The organism is Streptomyces sp. WY228 (assembly GCF_019287315.1).
GTDB classification, from domain to species: Bacteria; Actinomycetota; Actinomycetes; order Streptomycetales; family Streptomycetaceae; genus Streptomyces; species Streptomyces caviscabies.
Genome location: NZ_CP079114.1, coordinates 6,586,628 through 6,607,345 on the forward strand (window position 1 = coordinate 6,586,628; position 20,718 = coordinate 6,607,345).

Annotated in this window: 16 protein-coding genes and 1 pseudogene; 7 read left to right on the plus strand and 10 right to left on the minus strand. The window is 70.4% G+C overall.

Features of this window, described 5'->3' with window-relative positions:
• Nucleotides 1–57 precede the first annotated feature (57 nt).
• Nucleotides 58–1,119, minus strand: a complete 1,062-nt coding sequence (locus KV381_RS28850) for a LacI family DNA-binding transcriptional regulator (protein ID WP_030079975.1) — start codon at nucleotides 1,117–1,119, stop codon at nucleotides 58–60.
• A gap of 141 nt (nucleotides 1,120–1,260) precedes the next feature.
• Here KV381_RS28850 and KV381_RS28855 point away from each other — a divergent pair, with 141 nt between their 5' ends.
• The 4 genes and pseudogenes from KV381_RS28855 to KV381_RS28870 form a co-directional block, all read left to right on the plus strand.
• Nucleotides 1,261–2,562, plus strand: a complete 1,302-nt coding sequence (locus tag KV381_RS28855) for an ABC transporter substrate-binding protein (RefSeq protein WP_030079973.1) — start codon at nucleotides 1,261–1,263, stop codon at nucleotides 2,560–2,562.
• A 32-nt stretch (nucleotides 2,563–2,594) separates the two neighbouring features.
• Entirely contained in the window at nucleotides 2,595–3,569 is a 975-nt protein-coding gene (locus tag KV381_RS28860) for a carbohydrate ABC transporter permease (RefSeq protein ID WP_256995165.1), read from the plus strand.
• Complete coding sequence (locus KV381_RS28865; RefSeq protein WP_218786683.1) at nucleotides 3,566–4,387, plus strand: carbohydrate ABC transporter permease; 822 nt, start codon at nucleotides 3,566–3,568, stop codon at nucleotides 4,385–4,387. Before KV381_RS28860 ends, KV381_RS28865 begins: the two co-directional genes overlap by 4 nt.
• Nucleotides 4,384–6,665: pseudogene (locus tag KV381_RS28870) on the plus strand (glycoside hydrolase family 3 protein); the annotation flags it as partial. The gene KV381_RS28865 and the pseudogene KV381_RS28870, both read left to right, overlap by 4 nt.
• A 373-nt stretch (nucleotides 6,666–7,038) precedes the next feature.
• On the opposite strand, the gene KV381_RS28875 reads toward KV381_RS28870, so the two are convergent.
• The 8 genes from KV381_RS28875 to KV381_RS28910 all read right to left on the minus strand — a co-directional run bounded on the left by KV381_RS28875 (nucleotide 7,039) and on the right by KV381_RS28910 (nucleotide 16,048).
• A complete protein-coding gene (locus KV381_RS28875; RefSeq protein WP_218786684.1) occupies nucleotides 7,039–7,860 on the minus strand; it encodes a hypothetical protein in 822 nt (273 codons plus the stop codon).
• Complete coding sequence (locus KV381_RS28880) at nucleotides 7,857–8,384, minus strand: regulator component (RefSeq protein ID WP_218786685.1); 528 nt, start codon at nucleotides 8,382–8,384, stop codon at nucleotides 7,857–7,859. Before KV381_RS28880 ends, KV381_RS28875 begins: the two co-directional genes overlap by 4 nt.
• 120 nt (nucleotides 8,385–8,504) lie before the next feature.
• The gene (locus tag KV381_RS28885; protein WP_030079961.1) at nucleotides 8,505–8,960 is read right to left on the minus strand and encodes a helix-turn-helix domain-containing protein; all 456 of its coding nucleotides are present in this window, start codon (nucleotides 8,958–8,960) and stop codon (nucleotides 8,505–8,507) included.
• A 257-nt stretch (nucleotides 8,961–9,217) separates the two neighbouring features.
• Nucleotides 9,218–10,294, minus strand: a complete 1,077-nt coding sequence (locus tag KV381_RS28890; RefSeq protein ID WP_030079960.1) for a C40 family peptidase — start codon at nucleotides 10,292–10,294, stop codon at nucleotides 9,218–9,220.
• Between the two features lie 32 nt (nucleotides 10,295–10,326).
• On the minus strand, nucleotides 10,327–10,809 hold the full coding sequence (locus tag KV381_RS28895; RefSeq protein ID WP_006128197.1) for a poly-gamma-glutamate biosynthesis protein PgsC/CapC: 483 nt from the start codon (nucleotides 10,807–10,809) through the stop codon (nucleotides 10,327–10,329).
• On the minus strand, nucleotides 10,806–12,401 hold the full coding sequence (gene pgsB, locus KV381_RS28900; RefSeq protein WP_218786686.1) for a poly-gamma-glutamate synthase PgsB: 1,596 nt from the start codon (nucleotides 12,399–12,401) through the stop codon (nucleotides 10,806–10,808). The genes KV381_RS28895 and pgsB overlap by 4 nt, the downstream gene beginning before the upstream one ends.
• A gap of 6 nt (nucleotides 12,402–12,407) precedes the next feature.
• The gene (locus tag KV381_RS28905; RefSeq protein WP_218787316.1) at nucleotides 12,408–14,663 is read right to left on the minus strand and encodes a cache domain-containing protein; all 2,256 of its coding nucleotides are present in this window, start codon (nucleotides 14,661–14,663) and stop codon (nucleotides 12,408–12,410) included.
• 206 nt (nucleotides 14,664–14,869) lie between these two features.
• Nucleotides 14,870–16,048 carry a CapA family protein gene (locus KV381_RS28910; protein ID WP_218786687.1) on the minus strand — a complete coding sequence of 393 codons (1,179 nt, stop codon included), beginning with the start codon at nucleotides 16,046–16,048 and terminating at the stop codon, nucleotides 14,870–14,872.
• A 17-nt stretch (nucleotides 16,049–16,065) separates the two neighbouring features.
• On the opposite strand from KV381_RS28910, the gene KV381_RS28915 reads away from it, so the two are divergent.
• Nucleotides 16,066–17,052, plus strand: a complete 987-nt coding sequence (locus KV381_RS28915) for a hypothetical protein (RefSeq protein ID WP_373461123.1) — start codon at nucleotides 16,066–16,068, stop codon at nucleotides 17,050–17,052.
• Nucleotides 17,053–17,214: 162 nt separating this feature from the next.
• Here KV381_RS28915 and KV381_RS28920 read toward each other — a convergent pair whose 3' ends face one another.
• A complete protein-coding gene (locus KV381_RS28920; protein WP_030631535.1) occupies nucleotides 17,215–17,868 on the minus strand; it encodes a TetR/AcrR family transcriptional regulator in 654 nt (217 codons plus the stop codon).
• A 134-nt stretch (nucleotides 17,869–18,002) separates the two neighbouring features.
• Between KV381_RS28920 and KV381_RS28925 the strand changes: the two genes are divergently transcribed.
• Nucleotides 18,003–19,400, plus strand: a complete 1,398-nt coding sequence (locus KV381_RS28925) for an MFS transporter (protein WP_103538685.1) — start codon at nucleotides 18,003–18,005, stop codon at nucleotides 19,398–19,400.
• The gene (locus tag KV381_RS28930) at nucleotides 19,397–20,620 is read left to right on the plus strand and encodes an FAD-dependent monooxygenase (RefSeq protein WP_086779265.1); all 1,224 of its coding nucleotides are present in this window, start codon (nucleotides 19,397–19,399) and stop codon (nucleotides 20,618–20,620) included. The genes KV381_RS28925 and KV381_RS28930 overlap by 4 nt, the downstream gene beginning before the upstream one ends.
• The last annotated feature ends 98 nt before the right edge of the window (nucleotides 20,621–20,718 follow it).

Here is a 20,718-nt window from a genome sequence, read left to right on the forward strand (position 1 = left end):
ACGCGGCTTTGACCCGAAGGGCTCGCCGACGGCCGGTGGTGACGAGCTGTCCGGCCGTCAGGAACGGGCGCGGCCGCGGCCGTCGGGGCTCCCCGTCGGCACCGCCGCCGTGCTCTTCCGCACCACCAGGCTCGTCGCCAGCTCCAGCCGGGTGGACACCGGTTCATCGGCCCGTAGACGCATCAGCATCTGGGTGGCCTCCTCCGCCATCCGGCGCAGCGGCTGGTGCACCGTGGTCAGGGCCGGGCTTGCCCAGCGGGCGATCGATACGTCGTCGTAGCCGACCACCGAGAGGTCGTCGGGGACGCGCAGGCCGTGGGTGCGGGCGGCTTCCAGGACGCCGAGGGCCTGGAGGTCGCTGCCCGCGAAGATCGCCGTGGGCGGGTGGGGGCCGGACAGCATCTCGGTGGCGCGGTCGTATCCGCCCTCCACGTGGAAGTCGCCGAACAGGATGAGGTCGGGGTCCACTTCGAGCCCCGCCATGGCCATCGCCGACCGGTAGCCGTCGAGCCGGGCGCGGGAGCAGAGCATGTCCTCGGGGCCGGTGACGATGCCGATGCGCCGGTGTCCGTGTTCGATGAGATGGCGGGTCGCGGCCAGTCCGCCGTTCCAGTTGGCGGAGCCGACCGAGGGGACGTCGGGGTCGGGGTCGCCCGCAGGGTCGATGATGACGAAGGGGATCGAGCGGGACCTGAGCTGCTGTTTCACTGCGGTGGGCAGCGTGGAGAAGACCAGGACGACGCCGAGCGGCCTGCGCTGGAGCATCGCCTCCATCCACTCCGGGCCGGGCGCGTGGCGGGTTCCGCTTTCGGTGAGGACGACCCCGGCGTTGTGGGCCTTGGCGACGTTCTCCACCCCCCGGATCAGCTCCATCGCCCAGATGCTCTCCAGCTCGTGGAACACGATCTCGATGAGCGGCGCCTCGCGGGCCGACCGGGTGGTGCGCCGGTAGGCGTGGGCCTCCAGCAGGCGCTCCACCTTGACCCTCGTGGGGGCCGCCACGTCCTGCCGCCCGTTGAGGACCTTCGAAACTGTCGAAATGGAGACGCCGGCCCGCTCGGCCACCTGAGCCAGGGTGATGCGGCCCATTTCCTCGTCATCGCGCATGCCGAGGAGCATAAAGCACGGCTCTGCCTCCCCCACCGTACGTAACTTTTTGGTAACGCAGTGACGGAGGGTTGACCCCTCGGAGGGGGAGTCCTAGCGTCCCGAATCACAAGTTTCGGCAATGACTCCGAAACAGTTTCGAGAGGCGAGTCGATGAAACAACGCGCACGGTTCTCGCGTACCGCTGTCGTCGGTGGTGCCGCGCTGGCCCTGGTGCTGTCCCTGACCGGGTGCGGGGGAGGCTCCGACGCGGCCGGTGACGACGCCATCCATGTCCTGGTCTACGGGGACGCGGCGAACAAGGTGGAGAAGGAGCTCGTCGCCACCTTCAACGAGACGTCGGAGGTGAAGGTCGTCCTGGACACGATCCCGGGCGCCGACTACCAGGCCAAGCTGCAGACCATCATCAGGAGCAAGCAGGCGCCGGACGTCTTCTTCAACTGGGGCGGCGGCAGCATCAAGCCGTTCGTCGATGCCGGTCTGCTGCTCCCGCTGGATTCCTTCATCGCCGACGACCCCGGCCTCAAGGCGAACTTCCTGCCGTCCGTGTTCAACAGCGCGGTGATCGACGGCGCCTCCTACGGGATCCCCATGCGCGGCACGCAGCCCGTCCTGCTGTTCAACAACGGCAAGGTCCTGAAGAAGGCGGGTGTCGAACCTCCGGAGACCTGGGACGATCTGCTGGCGGCGGTCAAGGCGCTGAAGGCCGACGGCGTCACCCCGATCGCGCTCGGCGGCGGCGACCGGTGGCCGACGCTGATGTGGTTCGAGTACCTCTACGACCGCATCGCCGGGCCCGAGCTCTTCCAGAAGGCGCTGGACGGCGACAAGGACGCCTGGGCGAGCCCGGACAGCCGGAAGGCGCTGAGCATGATCAGGGAGTTGGTGGACGCCGGGGCCTTCGGCACCAACTACGACTCGGTGAAGTTCACCGACCAGGGTTCCCCCACGCTCCTGGCGACCGGCAAGGCGGGCTTCGAGCTGATGGGCTCGTGGGAGTACTCGACGCAGCAGGACGCCCACCCGGAGTTCGCGAAGAACGACCTCGGATTCAGCGCCTTCCCCTCCGTCGAGGGCGGCAAGGGCGACCGGGCGAACCTCGTCGGCAACACCAACAACTTCTACTCCGTGGTGAAGAAGACGAAGCACCCGAAGGCCGTCGCCGAGTTCCTGAAGCTCATGTACTCGGAACGGTTCGTCAAGGCGCAGCTCTCCATCGGCAACCTGCCGACCACGACCAACACCGAAGGCCTCCTGGACACCGCCGCCAGCCCCGGGTTCGCGAAGTTCCAGTACGACATGGTCAAGGAGGCCCCGGCGTTCCAGCTCTCCTGGGACCAGGCGTACCCCCAGTCGGCGGCCACCGCGATGTACCAGGCCCTCCAGCAGTTCTTCAACGGCTCGATGGACGAGGACGCCTTCATCGAGGCCATGCAGGCGCTGCCGACCTCGTGACCTCACTCGAATCCGGACGCGGAACCGATGACATGAATCCCACCGCCGTCGCATCCGAAAGCCCCGGGGGCAAGGGGACAGCCGCGAAGGTCTCCAAGAAGGACGGACCTGTCGGTGAAGACAGGTCCGTCGGCATCGGAGCGAGCCGGCCGGGGTTCCTCTGGGCCGCCCCCGCCGCCGTCTTCTTCGGCCTCTTCGCGATCGTCCCGCTGATCATGGTCGCCGTACTCTCCTTCGCCAGCTGGGACGGCCTCAGCGACCCGGAGTTCGCCGGCCTCGCCAACTGGAAGAAGCTCCTCGACGACCCCGTCATGATCAAGAGCCTCTGGCTGAGCGTCCTGCTCACCGTGCTCGGGGTCGCCGTGCAGACCCCGCTGAGCATTCTGCTCGGGGTCTGGGCGGCGGGACACCAGCGCAACCGGGCCGTCCTGTCCGCCATCTACTTCGTCCCGATGCTGCTGTCCATCGCGGCCGTGTCCGTGCTGTGGCGCGCTCTCCTCGACCCCAACCTCGGCGTCCCCGCGCACGCCACCTGGCTGTTCGGCGACGGCAACCTCTTCGGGATGCAGGCCAGTGCGATCGGTGTCCTGGTCTTCGTCAGCACCTGGCAGTTCACCCCGCTGCACACGCTGATCTACCAGGGCGCGGCGCGCGCGGTCCCGCCGGTCCTCTACCAGGCGGCGCAGATCGACGGCGCGGGCCGGGTGCGGCAGTTCTTCCACATCACGCTGCCGCAGCTGCGCAACGCGATCATCACCTCGATGATCCTGATGGTGGTCGGCGGGCTCACGACCTTCGACACCGTGCTCATCCTGACCCAGGGCGGACCGGGCAGCGACACCACCATCAGCGCTTACTACATGTACCAGAAGGCGTTCAAGAGCTTCGACTACGGATCGGCGTCCGCCATCGCCCTCCTCCTGGTCCTCGTCTCCACGCTCATCTCGCTGATCGTGGTGCGGCTCTCGGGCTACGACAAGATGCGCAGCACCATGGAGGGACTGTGAGCAGGAGCCGTCCCAACCACCTCGCGGGTTTCGGCTCGGTGGTCTGGCTGCTCGTCGTGGGGCTGCCGCTGTACGTGATGCTCATCGCCACGTTCCAGTCGCGCCCCGACTACGCGGCGAACGGCCCGCTGGCCTTCCCCGAGCACTTCACGCTCGACAACTACATCAAGGACCTCAACAGCGGCTTCGCGCAGTACTTCCTCAACACGGTCGTCGTCACCGTGTGCGTGGTGGGCATCGTCGTCCTCCTCGTACCGCCGCTGGCGTACACCATCGTCAGAAGCCGGGGCCGTGCCACCACCACGGTCTTCCGGCTGTTCCTCCTGGGGCTGGCGATCCCCTCGCAGGCGGTCATCGTGCCGATGTTCTTCGTCATCAGCGAGGCCGGCCTCTACGACAACCTCATCGGCGTCATCCTGCCGACGGCGGCCTTCGCCATGCCGGTGTGCGCCCTGATCCTCACGGGCGTCATGCGTGACATCACCCCCGATCTGTACGAGGCGATGACGATGGACGGCGCCTCGTCCCGGCGCGTCTTCTTCCAGCTGGTGCTGCCGCTGTCCAGGAGCGGGCTCGCGACGATCGTCGTCTTCTCCGCCCTCCAGGCGTGGAACGGCTTCCTCTTCCCCCTCGTCCTGACACAGTCCGCGGAGACCAAGGTCATCACCATGGGGCTCTACGAATTCCAGACGGAGCACGGCGTCGACACACCCGGCCTGCTCGCCGCGGTCGTCCTGTCCATGCTCCCCATCCTGATCGTCTACCTGTTCGCTCGTCGGGCCCTGGTACAGGGGCTGATGGGGGTCGGAGGAAAGTGACCGCCAACATCGACAACGCCGGTCCGCGGAAAGCCGCCGCCGGGACCACCGCATCCGTGGCGCCGGTGTCCGGCCGCACGGGCCGTCGCACCGGGCCCTGGCACGATCCGGCCCTCACCCCGGAGGCCAGGGCCGACGCCCTGATCGACGCCATGACCCTCCAGGAGAAGCTCTCCCAGCTCGTCGGGGTCTGGGTGGGCGCATCCGACGAGGGCGGTGAAGTCGCGCCGTTCCAGCACGACATGGAGGAGGCCGTCGACCTCGACGAGCTTCTTCCGCACGGCCTCGGCCAGCTCACCCGCCCGTTCGGAACGGCTCCGGTCGACCCGGCCGTGGGCGCCCTCTCGCTGTCACGCACCCAGGAGCGGATCGCCGGAGCGAATCGCTTCGGCATTCCGGCGCTCGCCCATGAGGAGTGCCTCGCGGGCTTCGCCACCTGGGGCGCGACGGCCTACCCGGTGCCGCTGTCCTGGGGCGCCACCTTCCATCCGGAACTGATCCGTGAGATGGCCGCCGCGATCGGCCGCGACATGCGCTCCGTCGGCGTGCACCAAGGGCTCGCCCCGGTCCTCGACGTCGTACGCGACACCCGCTGGGGGCGCGTCGAGGAGACGATCGGCGAGGACCCGTATCTGGTGGGCACCGTCGCCACCGCGTATGTACAGGGACTGGAGTCGGCCGGAGTCGTCGCCACGCTCAAGCACTTCGCCGGGTACTCCGCCTCACGGGCGGGCCGCAACCTCGCCCCCGTCGGCATGGGTGCGCGGGAGCGGGCCGACATCATCCTGCCCCCGTTCGAGATGGCCGTACGCGAGAGCGGCGTGCGGTCGGTGATGCACGCCTACACCGACACCGACGGCGTCCCCTCCGCGGCCGACGGGCAGCTGCTGACCGGTCTGCTCCGGGACACCTGGGGCTTCGACGGGACCGTTGTCGCGGACTACTTCGGCATCGCCTTCCTCAAGACGCTGCACGGGGTGGCGGGAACCTTCGGGGAGGCGGCCGGTGCCGCACTCGGCGCGGGGGTGGACGTGGAGCTGCCGACCGTGAAGACGTTCGGCGGCCCGCTCGCCGACGCGCTCGCCCAGGGCCTGGTGTCCGAAACCCTGGTGGACCGTGCCGTACGCCGAGTCCTGGTCCAGAAGGTCCAGTTGGGGCTGCTCGACGCGGACTGGAGGCCGGAGCCGGCGGTGTTGGCCGCGGCCGTCGGCCCGGACGGCCCGACGGAAGGGAACTCGCGGGCGCTGCGGGGGACCGTCCGGCTCGACACCGACGAGAACCGCGCGCTCGCCCGGCGCGTCGCCGAACAGGCCGTCGTGCTCCTGCGCAACGACGGCACCCTGCCCCTGGCGGCGGACGCCGGCGCCCCGGCCCGTATCGCCCTCGTCGGCCCCAACGCCGACACCCCGACAGCCGTCCTCGGCTGCTACGCCTTTCCCGTCCACGTCGGGGGCCGGCACCCGGGGACACCGCTCGGCATCGACCTGCCCACCCTGCGCGAGGCATGCGCGGCGGAGTTCCCCCGCAGCGAGCTCGTCACCGCGCGGGGCGCGGACATCGACGGCACGTCCACCGACGGGTTCGGCGAGGCCGTCGCACTGGCCCGGAGCGCCGACCTCGTGATCCTCGCGCTCGGCGACCGGGCCGGGCTCTTCGGGCGGGGTACGAGCGGGGAGGGCTGTGACGCGGAGGACCTGGCCCTTCCCGGCGTCCAGCAGCAACTGCTCGACGCCCTCCTCGACACGGGCACGCCCGTTGTCGTCACCCTGCTCGCCGGGCGTCCGTACGCCCTCGGGCGGGCGGTGGACGAGGCGGCCGCGATCGTGCAGTCGTTCTTTCCCGGCGAGGAGGGCACGACGGCCATCGCCTCGGTGCTCAGCGGCCGCACCGCGCCGTCCGGCCGGCTGCCCGTCGGCGTGCCGCGCCACCCGGGCTCCCAGCCGTCCACCTACCTGGCGGCGCGGCTCGGCCACGCGAGCGATGTGTCCAGCGTCGACCCGGCCCCGGCGTTCGCGTTCGGCCACGGTCTCACGTACACCGCCTTCGCCTGGGGCGACCTCGTCGTGGAGTGCGGACGGGCCACGACGGAAGGGGAGTTCACCTTCTCCTGCACGGTCCGCAACACCGGTGCGCGGGAGGGGACCGAAGTGGTGCAGGTCTATCTCCACGACCCGGTCGCCTCCGTCGGCCCCAATCGTTCCGAGCCGACAGGCGGCAGTGGCGACGGTCCCGGCCATCCGCGTCCTTCACGGGCCGCGACGGCCACCGGATCGTCGAACTGCTATATCCTCGAACTGCGTGTTTGTTGCCATCGAACCAGCGCCCACACAGCTGACCGGGCCAGTGAACGAGGAGATCACACCACGCATACGGACCGAAGAAACGTCAGGCGATCTCACCGTCGGCCAGCGCATGCGCCAACTGCCGGTTTATCGCCGCGTTGCAGGCCGGAAGGCATCACCGGCAGTCGCAGCGAGCGTTGTGGACAACGTCCGGCGCCGTCAAAGCTGAGCGAAATGTGGCGCGCCACAGAAACCGGTGGTGGCGTCAGGATGGTCCGATCCTGGCGGTGGCGCGGGCAATGAACGCCGGATCGGCACCCGACGGCACTGGCAGTCCGCGTAATGAACAGGCGCAGCGTCGAAGCGCGGTCAGCCGCCGCCAGTGGTATCGCTGGGTGCGCGCCGCGCGGTGTGGTCGCGTGGGCCAAGAAAGGGCGGCGTTCCGGCAGCGATCGGTGCAACGTCGGGCGTTTCGGTGCTGCGATCGCGACACTGGTAACGGGCCGCCGATGGTGGTGAAGTCGACCGCGTTTCGCGTCGCCGCGGTCCATGTCCAGGCGGTTCGGTCTGGCTGGCGCCACGGCCCGGACACTGAACGGGCGCCGCGGTCTGTCCCGCCGGCGCATAATGTTCCGCACTGCGCGAGATCGCGCCGTCCTGCGCGCGCGGGCTGGCGTCATATCGAGGACATCGGCGGCGCGCGCCGCAGCCGTGGCGGCTGACCGGCGTGGTCGGGAACGAGCCTTGTGTCGAGGCCGATGGTACCGCAGAGCGCAGCCCGCCACGCTGGCGCAGCAGTCGTTGCGCCGGTGGCGAGATGATCAGCATCGTAGCAACGCGCCAAACGAACACCGGGTTCCGGCCCGTGAGTTTCATGACGAAGAAGGTCGCCACGCGCGAGAGAAGCCAGGCGAAGGACGCGTTTGAGACCCGACAAGCGTCATCCGCAGTTTTGCGAGCAGTGACCGAGGTGGCCGCCGTCAGGGTGAAGGTGTTGCTGAGTAGCCGGGCGACGTAGACCACCGACTGACCGCGCGCCATTGGCAGTGGCGCGCGGGGCGCGAGCGAACGAGGCCAGCAGTGCCGCGCTATCGCCCAGGTGCCTGTAAGTGTACAATTCTGTCCCTGTACCCAGTACGCGGCGAAGCACAGCAGCACGACGGCCGTGCCCGTGAACAGGACAGTGATCATTTCCGGTGGCGTTTCTTCCTGTGTGGCTCGGCGAACAGGGCGTCCCAGCTCTCGGCGCCGCTGGCGGGCCGGCTCGACGGGACTTCGCGGCCCCGGTACATGAGCTGGCGGATCACGCTGGCCATCACCTCGGCCTCGCGCTCGTCCTCGCTCGTATAGCTGGTCCGGCCGGACATGCGTCGCACGAGGGCGGGGTCGAAGCCGATCGCGCGCAGCGTGTCCCGGTCCAGCTCAAGGCTGCCGGCGTGGTCGCAGATGATGTGGCTGATCTCGTGGGCCAGGATGTGGTTCTGGTGGAGGGGCGAGGTGGCCTCCTCGTAGAACAACAGGTCGGCGTCCGGGGTCTCCAGGCGGATGCCGCACGGGGCGTCCAGGGCGCCCAGGCTGCTCAGGGGCCGCAGGACGATGGGGCGTCCGCGCTGTTCGGCCACGGCGTCGCGGAGGTCGCGGGTGCTGAAGCGGTGCGGGAGCCGAAGCGCCTCGACGCGCGCCTCGCACGCGGCGCGAAGCTGCTCGAAGTCCATGTCCTCACTCTGGTGACGCCGGTCGGGTGTTCGGACCGGGGCGGATCACCCCCTGAAGCCCGTGCGAGCGCACCAATGTTGACATGTTCGAGACGTCCCCCGGCGGGCGGGGTGCGCGGTTCAGTCGTCCAGGTTCAGATCGTGCCCGCTGTCGTCGGTGGTGAGTCCTTCGAGCTTCCGGGCCTGTTCGATCACGGTCGACAGCATCTTCAGGCTGTCGACGCTCAGGCCGTTGGCGCGCAGCGCCACCTTGCGGACGTCCTGGTCACGCATGGCGGCGAGGAGGCCGATCTCCGCCTTCGTGCGTTCGGCCGCCGCGCTGTCGACGAAGTAGCCCGCCGGTACGCCGAAGAAGTCGGCCAGGGCCTTGATGGTGTGCCGCGTCGGGTTCCGCTTGGCGCCGGTGCGCAATTGCTGGATGGCGCTCGCCGTCACCCCGCGCCCTTCCGATGTGGCCGCTTTGCGGATTCCCTCGGCGACCTCCGCGTAGGTGTACGGCCCCCGGGACGGCGGGTGCACCTCGCGGAAGAGGTGGTCCAGGAGCTGGGCGAAGGTGGGTGACCGGTCATCCTCCACGTACACGACCTCCTTGGCGTGATGCCGAGCTTTCGTCCACCACAGTGTTTCTCGAAGCCTCTTGGGCCGGATCCGGCGACACTTTGGTTGACGCCGGGCAGTCACTCTGGTGTACGTTACCAATGCTTCGTCACCACTGAAGTGTCGAGGGGGTGGGTGGCGGCACCGGTCGGGCGGGGGCCGAGCTTCACGGGGGTGAGCTCAGCCGACGGCCCGGACCGCCGCGCCCCGCCGCCGTGGCGGCGGGGCCCACGGCCTCAGAGCCGCTTCGCGCTGCGCAGGGTCTTCGCGTAGTAGCCGTTGCCGTCCAGCCGGGAGACCCCGCCGACGTCGCCGATGGTCGGGCCGTTGATCTCCTCGCGGCTGGAGACGAAGATCAGGTGGCCCTCGGTGTCGTAGCCGAGGACGATGCCGACGTGGTCCAGCCGGTCCTTGGTACGGGCGTCCAGCTTGAAGAAGACGAGGTCGCCGGGCTGGAGTTGGTCGATGGCGGACGGGCGGTCGTCGGCGCTCACCCCGGTCAGCGGAAGCACGTCGGCTCCCTCGTCGGAGCGGGCCATGCCGTTGGCGGTGCGCGGGAGGCCGTCGCCGGAGGTGTCCGACGACATCAGCGGGTAGCGGGTGCGGTAGCCGAGCACCATCCGTACGAAGCCCGAGCAGTCCAGGGACTTGGCGCGCATGGACTCCGGACTGCCGGTCTGCCCGTCGCGGAAGGGGTAGGGCAGGCCGAGGTAGTCGTAGAAGTCGGACTGCTCCAGGCGCAGGTCGCCGCCTTCCGCGCCGGTGGTGTTCAGCGGCCCGAAGTTGGCGTCACCGGCGTAGGCGACGCCCTGCTCGTCCTTCTTCTGCGGGGCGCCGGCCACGTACTGGAAGGAGATGGCGAAGAGGTCGTCCTCCTTGCTGTCCTCGTACTCCGCGTACCAGTCCTTGAACCACTTCTGCTTCTCGGCGCCCTTCTTCCACGGCTCGGGCATCAGACGCACCCAGTCCGTGGTGGAGACCTTGGAGGAGGTGGAGGCCGGTTCGGTGAAGGTGCGGGCCGGGCCGGTGAGGGTGGCCAGCCGCGCCCCGTCGGTGAACACCGCCTTGATCTGGCCGTCGGAGCCGCGCAGCACCGAGCGCGCCGGGTTCTCCAGCCGGGACCAGGCGGCCTCGCCCTTGTCGTCGGAGGCGCCGGAGGCCTTGCCGCCGTCCAGGACGCCGACGTTGCGGACCTCGGTCACCCCGGGCATCTCCTGCTTGCGCAGTTCCAGGGTGAGGTAGCCGGAGGTCGCGACGAGCGCCAGCACCACCAGACCCGAGACGACGGGTCGCGACTTCTTCTTCCCTGCCATCGGTTACTCCTCGGTTGTTCGTGGGCGGGCTGTCAGACAGCGGGCATGATGCCGAGCAGCAGCCCGGCGGCGACGACGATGTAGGCCATGAGCGAGACCGTGCCGGTGGCCAGCAGGGTGGGGCCCTTGGGCTGGCGCACCAGCTGATAGGCGATCAGGCCGGGCACGATGAAGCCGAGCGTCTGGTTGCCGTAGAGCAGCGGGAACTCCAGCGAGAGCAGGATCATCACCGTGCTCTGGAGCAGCACGCCGAGCAGCACCACCGACGCGAACAGCCGCTTGCCGTAGAGGATCACCAGCCGCTGCATGACCTTGGTGCCGGCGTAGGTGAGGGCGGTGACGCCCAGCACCATGGCCGCGCGCTGGACATCCTCGATCAGCGTCAGGGCGAGCCAGCCCGGAGTGATCATCCCGCCGGGCGAGAGGTTGGTCGTGAGGTAGCACAGCAGCGAGAAGAACAGCCCTATCGCGATACCCAGGGCGGCCATCTCGGGGGTCAGTGCGGCGGTGGTCAACGGGATCTCCGGGCGTCGTCGTGCGGCTCGTCGTGGGGCGGCCAGGTCTGCTGGGCGGGTTCGTGAGGCTGCTGCCGCGCGCCGCCGAAGAACTCGAAGGGCCGGTCCTGGCTCCGGTCTTGCACCTGGCCCTGCTGGGCGTACGGCTCCTGCTGTGCGTGCCGCTCGGGCTGTGCGTGCCGCTCGGGCTGTGCGTACGGCTCCCGCTGGGCGTACTGCTCGTGGTGCTCGGGCCGCTGCCGGTGGGAATCCGAGGGCTGGACCGGGATGTGGACCACCGGGATCTCCTGGGTCTGCGAGGCCTGGTAGCGCTCCTCGTACGCCGGGTGGTACGAGGCGAACGGGTCCAGGCGGGGCGCCTGCGCCGGGGTGGCGGCGACGGGGCCCGGGGTCTCCTCGTCCATCTCGCTCTCGTCGGCGGGGAGTTCGGCGAGGTACTCCAGCAACTCCTCGCCCTGGCCGTGGATGTTGCCGATCGCCACCAGCGACGCGCCGTCGGACATCCGGCCGAGCATCGCCGGCATGAACTCCTCGGCGGCCCGCTTCTCACCGCCCAGGTCGACCGCCCGGTCCTGCCAGTCGGCGGGGATGGCGTCGATGGCGCTCTTGGCGGGGTGCCCGATGACGAAGACGTTGTCGGGCTGGAGGTCGGGGATGATCTCGCCCATCTGCCCGTTGCGCTCGACGCGGTCGGGGCGGCAGTTGATCACCACGTTCAGCGGGCGGCGGATGGCGCCGAGGTCGAGGAGCTGATTGATGTTCATCAGCGTCGACTCGGGGTCGTTGGCCGCGAAGACGTTGGCGAAGGCGAGCCGGTTGCCGTCGGGGGCCACATACCGCTCCACCGAGAGCACACCCGGGTCCGGCGGGGCGTCGTACATGCCCTGGAGGGCGACCTCGCGCTCCACGCCGAGGAGATCGGCGACGACCAGGGCGATTGCCACGTTCTCCTTGAAGGTGAACCAGCTGAAGCCGCGCAGCTCCTCGTCGCTGACGGTCTCCGGATCGGCGTACACCAGTTGGCAGTTCCGGGCGTCCGCCTCCTCCTGGAGGATGTGGAAACGTTCCTTCTCGGCGGTGACGCAGATCCCGTCCTCGGGCATCGAGCGGCACAGCGAGCGGGCCACGTCGTCGAGGGTGGGGCCCATCTCGGCGAGGTGGTCCTCGCGTACGTTGCAGAGCACGCCGATCGTCGAGCGGATCAGCTTGCTCTGGTTGACCTCCTGGAGCGCCGGCATCACGGCCATGCACTCGATGACGAGCGCGTCGGGCCGGTAGGTGGCGGCCCGGCGGACGATGCCGATCTGCTCCACCACGTTGGCGATGCCGAACTTGCGGTAGACCGGCTCCTCGGTGGCGTCCGGGTGGATGAAGCGGGCGGCGGTGCCGGTCGTCTTGGCGACGGTGATCAGGTCACCGCCCCGCAGCGCGCCCGCGCAGAGCCGGGTGATGGAGGACTTGCCGCGGATGCCGTTGACCAGCACCCGCGAGGGGATCGTGTGCAGCGCGGCGTAGTGCCTGCGCTGCTCCACGATGCCCGCGACGAGTAGGAACAGACTGCCGGTCAACAGGACGAAGTACAGATAGAGCACGCTTGGTCACCTTCCTCCGGCGCCGGGCCGGGACTCGGCGGGACGGCGCGCCTGGGTCTGCCGGCGGGCCTGCAACTGCTGGCGGATCAGTTCGAGGCTCCGGACGACAGCACCGACCTCGTCCTGGTAGCGGGGGTAGTGCACGGTCTTGAGGTCTCCGTCGGCGAGCTTCTCGGCACCGGCCGCGAGGGCCCGCAGGGGCCGTACGACGACGAGGTGGATCCAGCCCAGGCAGACCACGATCAGGGCGAGGCCCAGCAGACTGGCGAGCACGCTGCGGTCCTCGCGCTCGTAGGCGGTGATCTCGAACCGGGCGGCGTTCTGCCAGCTGACGACGGTCCAGCCGACGTCGGAGGCGACACCGCCGCCGGTGAACGGCGCGGCGGCGGCCACGGTGACCGCGCCCCCGTCCCGGATGAGCAGACCGTTCTCCAGCGGCCCGGCGCCCACCCGCACATTGGCGGCGCGCACCAGATCGGGCAGCGCGTCGTTCGGCAGCCCCTCGAAGGCGCGGAAGCCGTCGCTGGCGGCGAGCGTCCGGGCCTCGGTGTTCACGATCCGGACCTCGCCGAGACCGGGCCGCTTGAGCAGCGAGTTGAGGAACTCCACCCGCACCTCGCCGACCAGGGTCATGCCCTCGTGCTCCGGCACGGGCGCCCCGGCCTGCACGACGGGCTTCTTCTCGCCCTGGCCGGAGACACGGACCAGCGAGGAGTCCTTCTCCGCGGTCCACGGGTGGGGGGCGTCGCCGGCCCGGGCGACGACGGAGCCGTCCTTGCCGACGACGTACAGCGCCTGATAGCGGGAGTGCTCCCGCAGGGCGCCTTTCAGCAGGTTCTCGGTGGCGGCCACGTCGTCGGTGTCGAGCAGACGCGAGGTGGACACGAGGTCGGCCTGGGCCTCGTTGAGCGCCCGGCGGGCCCGGTCGGCGACCAGATCGGTGCGGTCGCGCTGGTCGTTGACCATGACCGCGGGGATGCTCACGGTCCCGTCCGTGCGGTTGAGCAGCAGCCCCACGGGGACGCACCACAGCAGCAGGAGCACCGCCGTCAGCACCAGCGGACCGCGCGCACCGCCCCGGAACCTGCCGGGCGGCCGGACACCGACGACCCCGTCCTGGGCGCTCGCGCCGCCGAGCTGACCGCGGATGCGCTCCAGCGCGGCGCCGATCCGGGCGGCCTCGCCCCAGCGGGGCACCGTGACCGGGCGGACCAGATCGCCCCGGGCGAGCCGGCGGGACTCCAGGAACAGGCCGAGCAGCGGACGCTGCACGGTCATCCACAGCACGGCGACCGAGAGCAGTCCGAGCAGGACCAGGGCGCCCGCCGCGAGCAGACCGAAGAGCTGCCGGTTGTCCTCGGCGAGGGTCTGCTGCTGGACCACGGGAAGCATGGCGACGACCGTGAGGCCGAGGCCGGCGGCGACGCTCTCCCCGTCCTCCGGGTCGGAGGCGGCGAGCGACGCGTACCCCATGGTGGCGACCCGGCCGTTGTACACCCCGCCCACCAGGGTGCCGCTGACTCCGGGGTAGCCGCGGGAACCGGGCTCCCGGGCGCTGACCGGATTCTGCTCGCTCTCCTCGGCCGCCTGGTCGGACAGCCGGGTCATCTGCTTCTGCAGGAAGGTGAGTTCCTTGCGCTCCGCGTCCGAGTTGAGCGCCTCGGACTGCTCGAAGCCGGCGGTGGCGAGGATCTCGCCGCCCCGCGCCACGACGGCCATGCTGCGGAACGGGCCCAGGTTGATGGGCGGCACGGAGAGGCTGTTGGAGGCGACCAGCAGCTGCTGCGCCCCCTCCTCGCCCTCCAGCACGGCCATCGTCATCAGCCGTACGTCACCGGTCTCCAGCCGCACCATGCGCGGGGTGAGGGCCTTGTCGCCGGTGAGGACGTCCTTGTCCACCCAGGCCAGCGGGATGCGCTCGCCGCGGGCGGCGAGCACCTTGCCGGTGCCCAGGTCCAGCACGGTGGTGCCGGTCCACTTCTGGTACGCCTTGCTCAGGTCCGACAGAACGCGCTCGGGGTCCGTCGTGCTGCCCGCGTTCAGCGCGGTGGCGGTGCGTTCGAGGTCCGTGACCCGCTCGTCGATCGAGGCGCGCAGGGCGATGGCGCCGTCCTGGGCGAAGTACTGCTGCGAGGAGAGCACCGCCTTGGGCACGACCGGTTCCGCGCCCGGCCCCAGCACCTTGGCCGTGAGACCCGCGAGGGCGAGGATCAGGACGCACAGCAACGCGATCGGCGGCCGGATACCGCCCAGCAGCGGCATGTCCGCACGTCTGCGGCTGCGCCGCCGGCCTTTCGGCACGAGGGGCGCGGCAGGAGTCGATGTCACCGGTTTTCTTCCTTGGTCGCTGCGTGTGCTCAGTGCCGAGGAAGCACCGCTGTCGCATGGCTGCGAGACGCTGTCACATAAAAGACGGATAAGCGCCTAATAGGTTGTGTCTGTCAGCGTGCAGAAAAATGTGGGCCTGATCACTTGTCCAGCGACAGCCGCTTCAGGCCGTCACCGCCCGGCGCGCCCCGGTTGTAGAGGAAGCCGCGCGTACGGTCCTCGGCCAGCCGGTAGCGGGCGATCCGGTCGTCGGACAGCCCTTCGGGGTGGTCCAGGGCCTGCTGGACGTCGACGAGGCGGAGGTTCTCGACCGCACCCTCGGGGGCCTTCTCCCCGGGCTCGACCTCGGGCGGGATGTCCATCTGCGTCGTGCGGTAACGGGCGGAGACGTCCCAGCCGTCGGCGGTCTCGCGGAACTCGAACCAGCCGATGGCCCCCTCCTCGGTGAGACCGGTCGGCGAGGAGTGCCGGGCCACCTGGTTGCCGAGGCCGTACGCGACCCAGGTGCCGTTGACCTTCTGGATCGGCTGCACCACATGGGCGTGATGGCCGATCACCAGGTCGACGCCGGTCTCCTCGGTGAGCCGCTGGGCCATGTCCAACTGCGGGACGCTCGGCTCGTTGTAGTGCTCCAGGCCCCAGTGCACGGAGAGCAGCACCACTTCGGCGCCCTGGGAGCGGGCCCGCTTCTCGGCCTTCTTGATCTCGTCCGTGCTGGAACGCTTGAAGGCCCAGCTCTGCTTCTTGGGCGTGGGGTTGAGGAAGGACTCCCAGGAATACGAGAGGTGAGCGACCTTGACGCCGTTGACGTCCAGGATGTTGATCTTCTCCGCTTCCTCCGGCGTCCGCGCCGACCCGCTGTGCCCGAGGCCCACCTTGTCCATGGTGTCCAGCGTGCGCCGCACGGCCTTCAGCCCATGGTCGAAGGTGTGGTTGGAGGCCGTCGAGCAGGTGTCGTACCCCACGTCCTTCAGGCTGGTCAGGATCTGCGGCGGAACGAGGAACTCCGGGTATCCCTGGAACGGCCCCTCGGGCTTCCCGACGGGCGTCTCCATGTGACAGATCGCGAGGTCGGCCTTGCTGATCACGGGCTTCACCCCGGCGAGCAGCGGTCCGAAGTCCAGTCCGGCCTCTCCGCGACCGCTCTCCTTCGCGTCCTTCGCGGCCTGTTCGACCAGCTCCGGATGGATGAGGACATCGCCGGCCGCGGCTACGGTGAAGCTGCGCCCACCGGCCTTGGCCTGGGGCTGCGCCGGCTTGGTGCCGCACGACACGGTGAGGCCGACGGCCATCGCCAGGAGGGTCAGCGAGCGACCCATACCGAGAGAATTACGGATTGTCACTAAGTCATACTTACATGGCCCTCATGACCGACCTTCGGATTGTCATCACGGGATGGTCACATTTGCTGCGCACTTTCATCGCCCTGGGTTTGCTCCTGGCTCTGGTCGGCTGCCAGGCCGATACGTCCCCGACCCCGGAAGATTCCGTTCCGCGCGCCCGGGAACTGGTCGACCTGCGCAGCCGCGTGCTCGGGTACACGGCGAAGCTCCGTGCCGATGCTCCCTACAGTCCGCCGGGCAAGGCGCAGCGCGTACGGCTGGCGAAGGCCGTCGGGAGCCTGCTGTCGGGTGACGCCCAGGAGGCGGAGCGGCAGCTCGCCCCGCTCGGCCTCGGCCTCACCCGCCTCACCGACACCGACTCGGGCCGCCGTTACGACGAGATCGCCGCCACCGGGCCGGGCCGGAGTGCCCGTTGGGGCCGGCTCTACCTGAACGCCGACTCCACCGTCCGCTGGAACGCCCAGGTCCCGCACCCTGTCTCCGACCGCGACACCGAGGTCCTCGGAGTCCGGCTCCTGGAGCAGAACCCCGGCGGCGCTCTCGTTCTGGCGGGAGCCCACCGCCGGGCCGGCGAGAACGACGCGGCCGATGTCGCCCACCGCGAGGACAGCGCCTTCCACACGATCGTCGTGGAGCTGCAGAAGCGCGGGGTGCCCGGCGTCCAGCTGCACGGATTCACCGACTCCGCCGACCGCCCCTACGACGCCGTCGTCTCCACCGGCGCCGTCGAGACGGCGCCCGCCGAGGTGGTGGCGATGGCCGACCGCATGGACGACAAGGGCCTGCGGGTCTGCCGGGCCTGGGCGGCACGCTGCCCGCTGGAGGGCCGGGCCAACGTCCAGGGCCGCTCGGCGGACCGCGAACACGCCCGCTTCGTCCACGTCGAGCTGGCCCGCCACGCCCGCGCGGACGACGGACGCGACACCGAGGAGGCCGTCGACGCCCTGGGCGGGCTGGTCGCGGGGTGGAACGGCGGCTAGGGGGTGCCGTACTGCCGTCTGCCGGGAGACACCCGGCCGCCCTTCGGGCGACGACGGCAGTTAGACGACAGGCCCTAGGGGCGCGGGCGTTCGGAGCGGGCGTCTTCCAAGGGCGTGGCCGCGGGTGGGTGCCTGCGTCGGAGCCCGGCCCGCCGGCCGGTGTCAGGCGGTGCCGCTCGGGCCCCGGCCGGAACGGTAGGCCCGCAGGAAGGTCCGTACCCCCTCGACGACCAGCGGCCGTACGCGGGCGTCCTGCGCGGCGTTCGCGGAGCCGAGCCGGTCCAGGGCGACGCCGAAGGTCAGCGCGAGGAACTGGTCGGCGGCCAGCCGGGGGTCGGGGGCGTCGAGCAGGCCGGCCTCGGCGAAGGCGGCGAACCGGTCGGCGATGGCCTCGTCGGGGGTGTCGGCCATCGAGTTGTAGTCCCGGTGCGGCAGATGGTCCGACTCCGTCCTGAGGAGCCGCTGCAGCGTGGCGTACTCCGCCGAGCCGAGCATGTCGGTCGCGATGCGCATCGCGAACGTGACCAGGCGCTCCTCCAGCTCGTCGCCGTCCGTGAGCTCGGTGAGGGTGTCGTCCAGCGTGCGCCGGATCGTGGTGATCAGCGACTGGCCGACGGAGTCGACGACGGCCCGCAACAGCGTCCGCTTGTCGCCGAAGTAGTCGTAGACCGTCCGCTTGGACACCTCGGCCCGGGCGGCGACCGCGTCCACGCTGGACCGGTCGAAGCCGTCGGCGAGAAACAGCTCCCGGGCCGCCGAGAGGATGGCGGCCCGCTTGTGTGCGGATCCCTCGCGCAGCGTCTTGGTGGTCGGCATGGACTCATCCTAACCGTTCTACACTGCACGGTGTAGTGTAGTTCTGGCCCGGTGCGCGCCGTACGCGTCCTCCGTACGCGTCCATCCGTGCGTGGCCGACTCCTTCTCGCCGGGCCGTGACGGAAAGGATGTCCATGACCACGACCCAGACTCCGCCGCTCCGTGTCGGGAAGGCCGCCGTCGGAGCCCTCGGCGCGCTGGCGGTGGCCACCGGCGCACTGGAATCGGTGGTGACGCCGACGCTCCCGCTCCTGCAGCGCGAGCTCGAACTGAGCCCCTCCGAAGGGGCGTTGCTCAGCATCGTGCTCCTCGTCACCGGCGCGCTCGTCACACCGATCGCGGGAAAGTTAGGCGACCGCCACGGCGGAAAACAGATCATGGTCCGGCTGATGACGGTGGTCTGCGCCGGGGGTCTGGTGTCCGCCCTGGCGCCGAACCTGCCGGTGCTGCTGCTCGGTCAGATCCTCCAGGGGGCGATGGTGGGCGCGTTGCCCCTGTCGTTCATCCTGGTGCGCGAACACCTCCCGGCGGGCGAGGCCAAGGTGGCCGTCGGAGTGGTCAGCGGGCTGTTCGTCGGCGGCGGGATGGCGGGGACGCTGGCGGCCGGGCCGGTCGCCGAAGGGCTGTCCCGGCACTGGATGTTCGCGCTGCCGACGTTCGCGGTCATCGGCGCCACCGTGCTGGTGAACCGGGTGCTGCCGCACGATCCGCCGCGCCGCTCGGACGGCGCCGGCGTCGACCTGCCCGGCCTGGTTCTCCTCAGCGGCACGCTGGTCACGCTCATGCTCGTCCTCGCGCTGGCGCCCGAGATCGCCGCACGGCCTCTCGTACTCGGCGCCCTGGCCGTGCTGCTGGCCGCCTTCGTGACCGGATGGGTGGCCGTCGAGCGCCGGGCGGCCTCGCCGATGGTCGATCTGCGCATGCTGAGCCGCCCCGCCGTGTGGAAGTCCTGTGTGCTGACGTTCGTGATCTGCGTCGGCACCTCGATGGCGGTCCATCTCGTCCCGCAGCTCCTCGGGCTGTCCGCCGACGGATACGGCTTCGGGGCGAGCGCCACGCAGATCGGCCTCTTCCTGCTGCCCGGCGCCGTGGCCGCCTCGCTGGCCGGGCCGGTCAGCGGGTTCGGGGCACGGCGGTACGGCTCGCGTGCCGTGGTCACCGCCGGGATCGTCATCATGAGCGCCGCCCTGATCGCCCTGGCGGCCGCGCACGACGAGGTCGGGCACCTGGTCATTGGCAAGCTGCTGATCGCGCTCGCCAACGGCCTGTGCGTGACGGCGTTGGTGACCGGCACCGCCACCTCCGTCGACCGCGGTGACACCGGCATCGCCACCGGCCTGGTCCTGGTGACGCGCGTGATCGGCTTCGCCGTGGGCGTGCAGATCAGCGGCGCGATCCTCACCGCCGGAACCCCCACCGGATCGAACATCCCGGCCGAATCGGCCTTCGTCACCGGCTTCGTCCTGGCCGGCGCCGTCACGGCGCTGTCCCTGCTCGTCGTCCGCACCCTGAACAAAGGAGACCAGGAATGACCCGCACCGCTCTGTCCCAGGGAGCCCCCGCCGTGCGGAGGCGCACGGTCCTGATCTCCGGGGCCAGTATCGCGGGGCCCGCCCTCGCGTTCTGGCTGAACCGCTACGGATGCGCGGTCACCGTGGTCGAGAAGGCGGGCGCGCTCCGCGGCGGCGGCTATCCCATCGACGTACGGGGCACCGCGCTCGACGTCGTCCGGAGGATGGGCATCCTGCCGCGCCTGCGCGACGCGCACATCGACCTGCGCCGGCTGACCTTCCTCGACGAGGACGGCGGCGAGGTGGCCTCGGTCGACCCGAACGCCGTCACCGGCGGAGTCGCGGGGGAGGACCTGGAGGTACGGCGCGGGGCGCTGGCCGGGGCTCTGTACGCGGCGGTCCGTGACGACGTGGAGTTCCTGTTCGACGACTCCATCGACACCCTCGACCAGCACCGCCACGGGGTCGACGTCACCTTCCGCGGTGGCGGCAGCCGTACGTTCGACCTCGTGGTCGGGGCGGACGGGCTCCACTCACGTACCCGCGAGCTCGTGTTCGGCCCCGAGGAGGGGTTCCACCGGTACCTCGGCTACTGCTTCGCCGGATTCACCGTGCGCAACACCTTCGGGCTCGTTCGCGAGGCCACGATGTGGAACTCCCCGGGCCGGGCCGCCGTGTTGTACGCCGTGGAGGACGGCGACGAGGTCCACGCGCTCCTCAACTTCGCCCGCCCCGAACCGCCGTCCGGCGCGTTCCGCGACCCGGAGGCCCAACGCGACCTGGTCGCCGAGGTGTTCGCCGGGGCCGGCTGGGAGGTCCCGGGCCTGCTCGCCGCCCTGCGCGAGGCGGAGGACCTGTTCTTCGACGCGGTCGGCCAGATCCGCATGCCCCGCTGGTCCGACAACAGGGTCGCCCTGGTCGGCGACGCCGCGTACGCGCCCTCGTTCCTCACCGGACAGGGCTCCAGCCTCGCGCTCGTCGGCGCGTACATGCTGGCCGGCTCCCTGGCGGCCGAACGGGACCACACCGCGGGCTTCGCCGCCTACGAGCGGGACACCCGTGCGTTCGTGACGCTCAACCAGGACCGGGTCGGCGAGGGGGACGCCGTGCTCTTCCCGGCCACCGCCCGGGCCCTGGAGCAGCGCAACGCCATGCTGCGCGGTCTTGTCGCGCCGCCCCCGGCGGAGGGCCGGCCTGCTCATTCGGCGCTGGTCCTACCGGAGTTCACCCCGGTGGTGTGAGACCGGATGCTGTGGGACCGGGCCCGGCCGGGCGCGCCGGGTGTCCGGCGCGCCGTCGTCGGGTGCCCGGGTGAAAGTCACCGGGGCGGCGGCGTTGT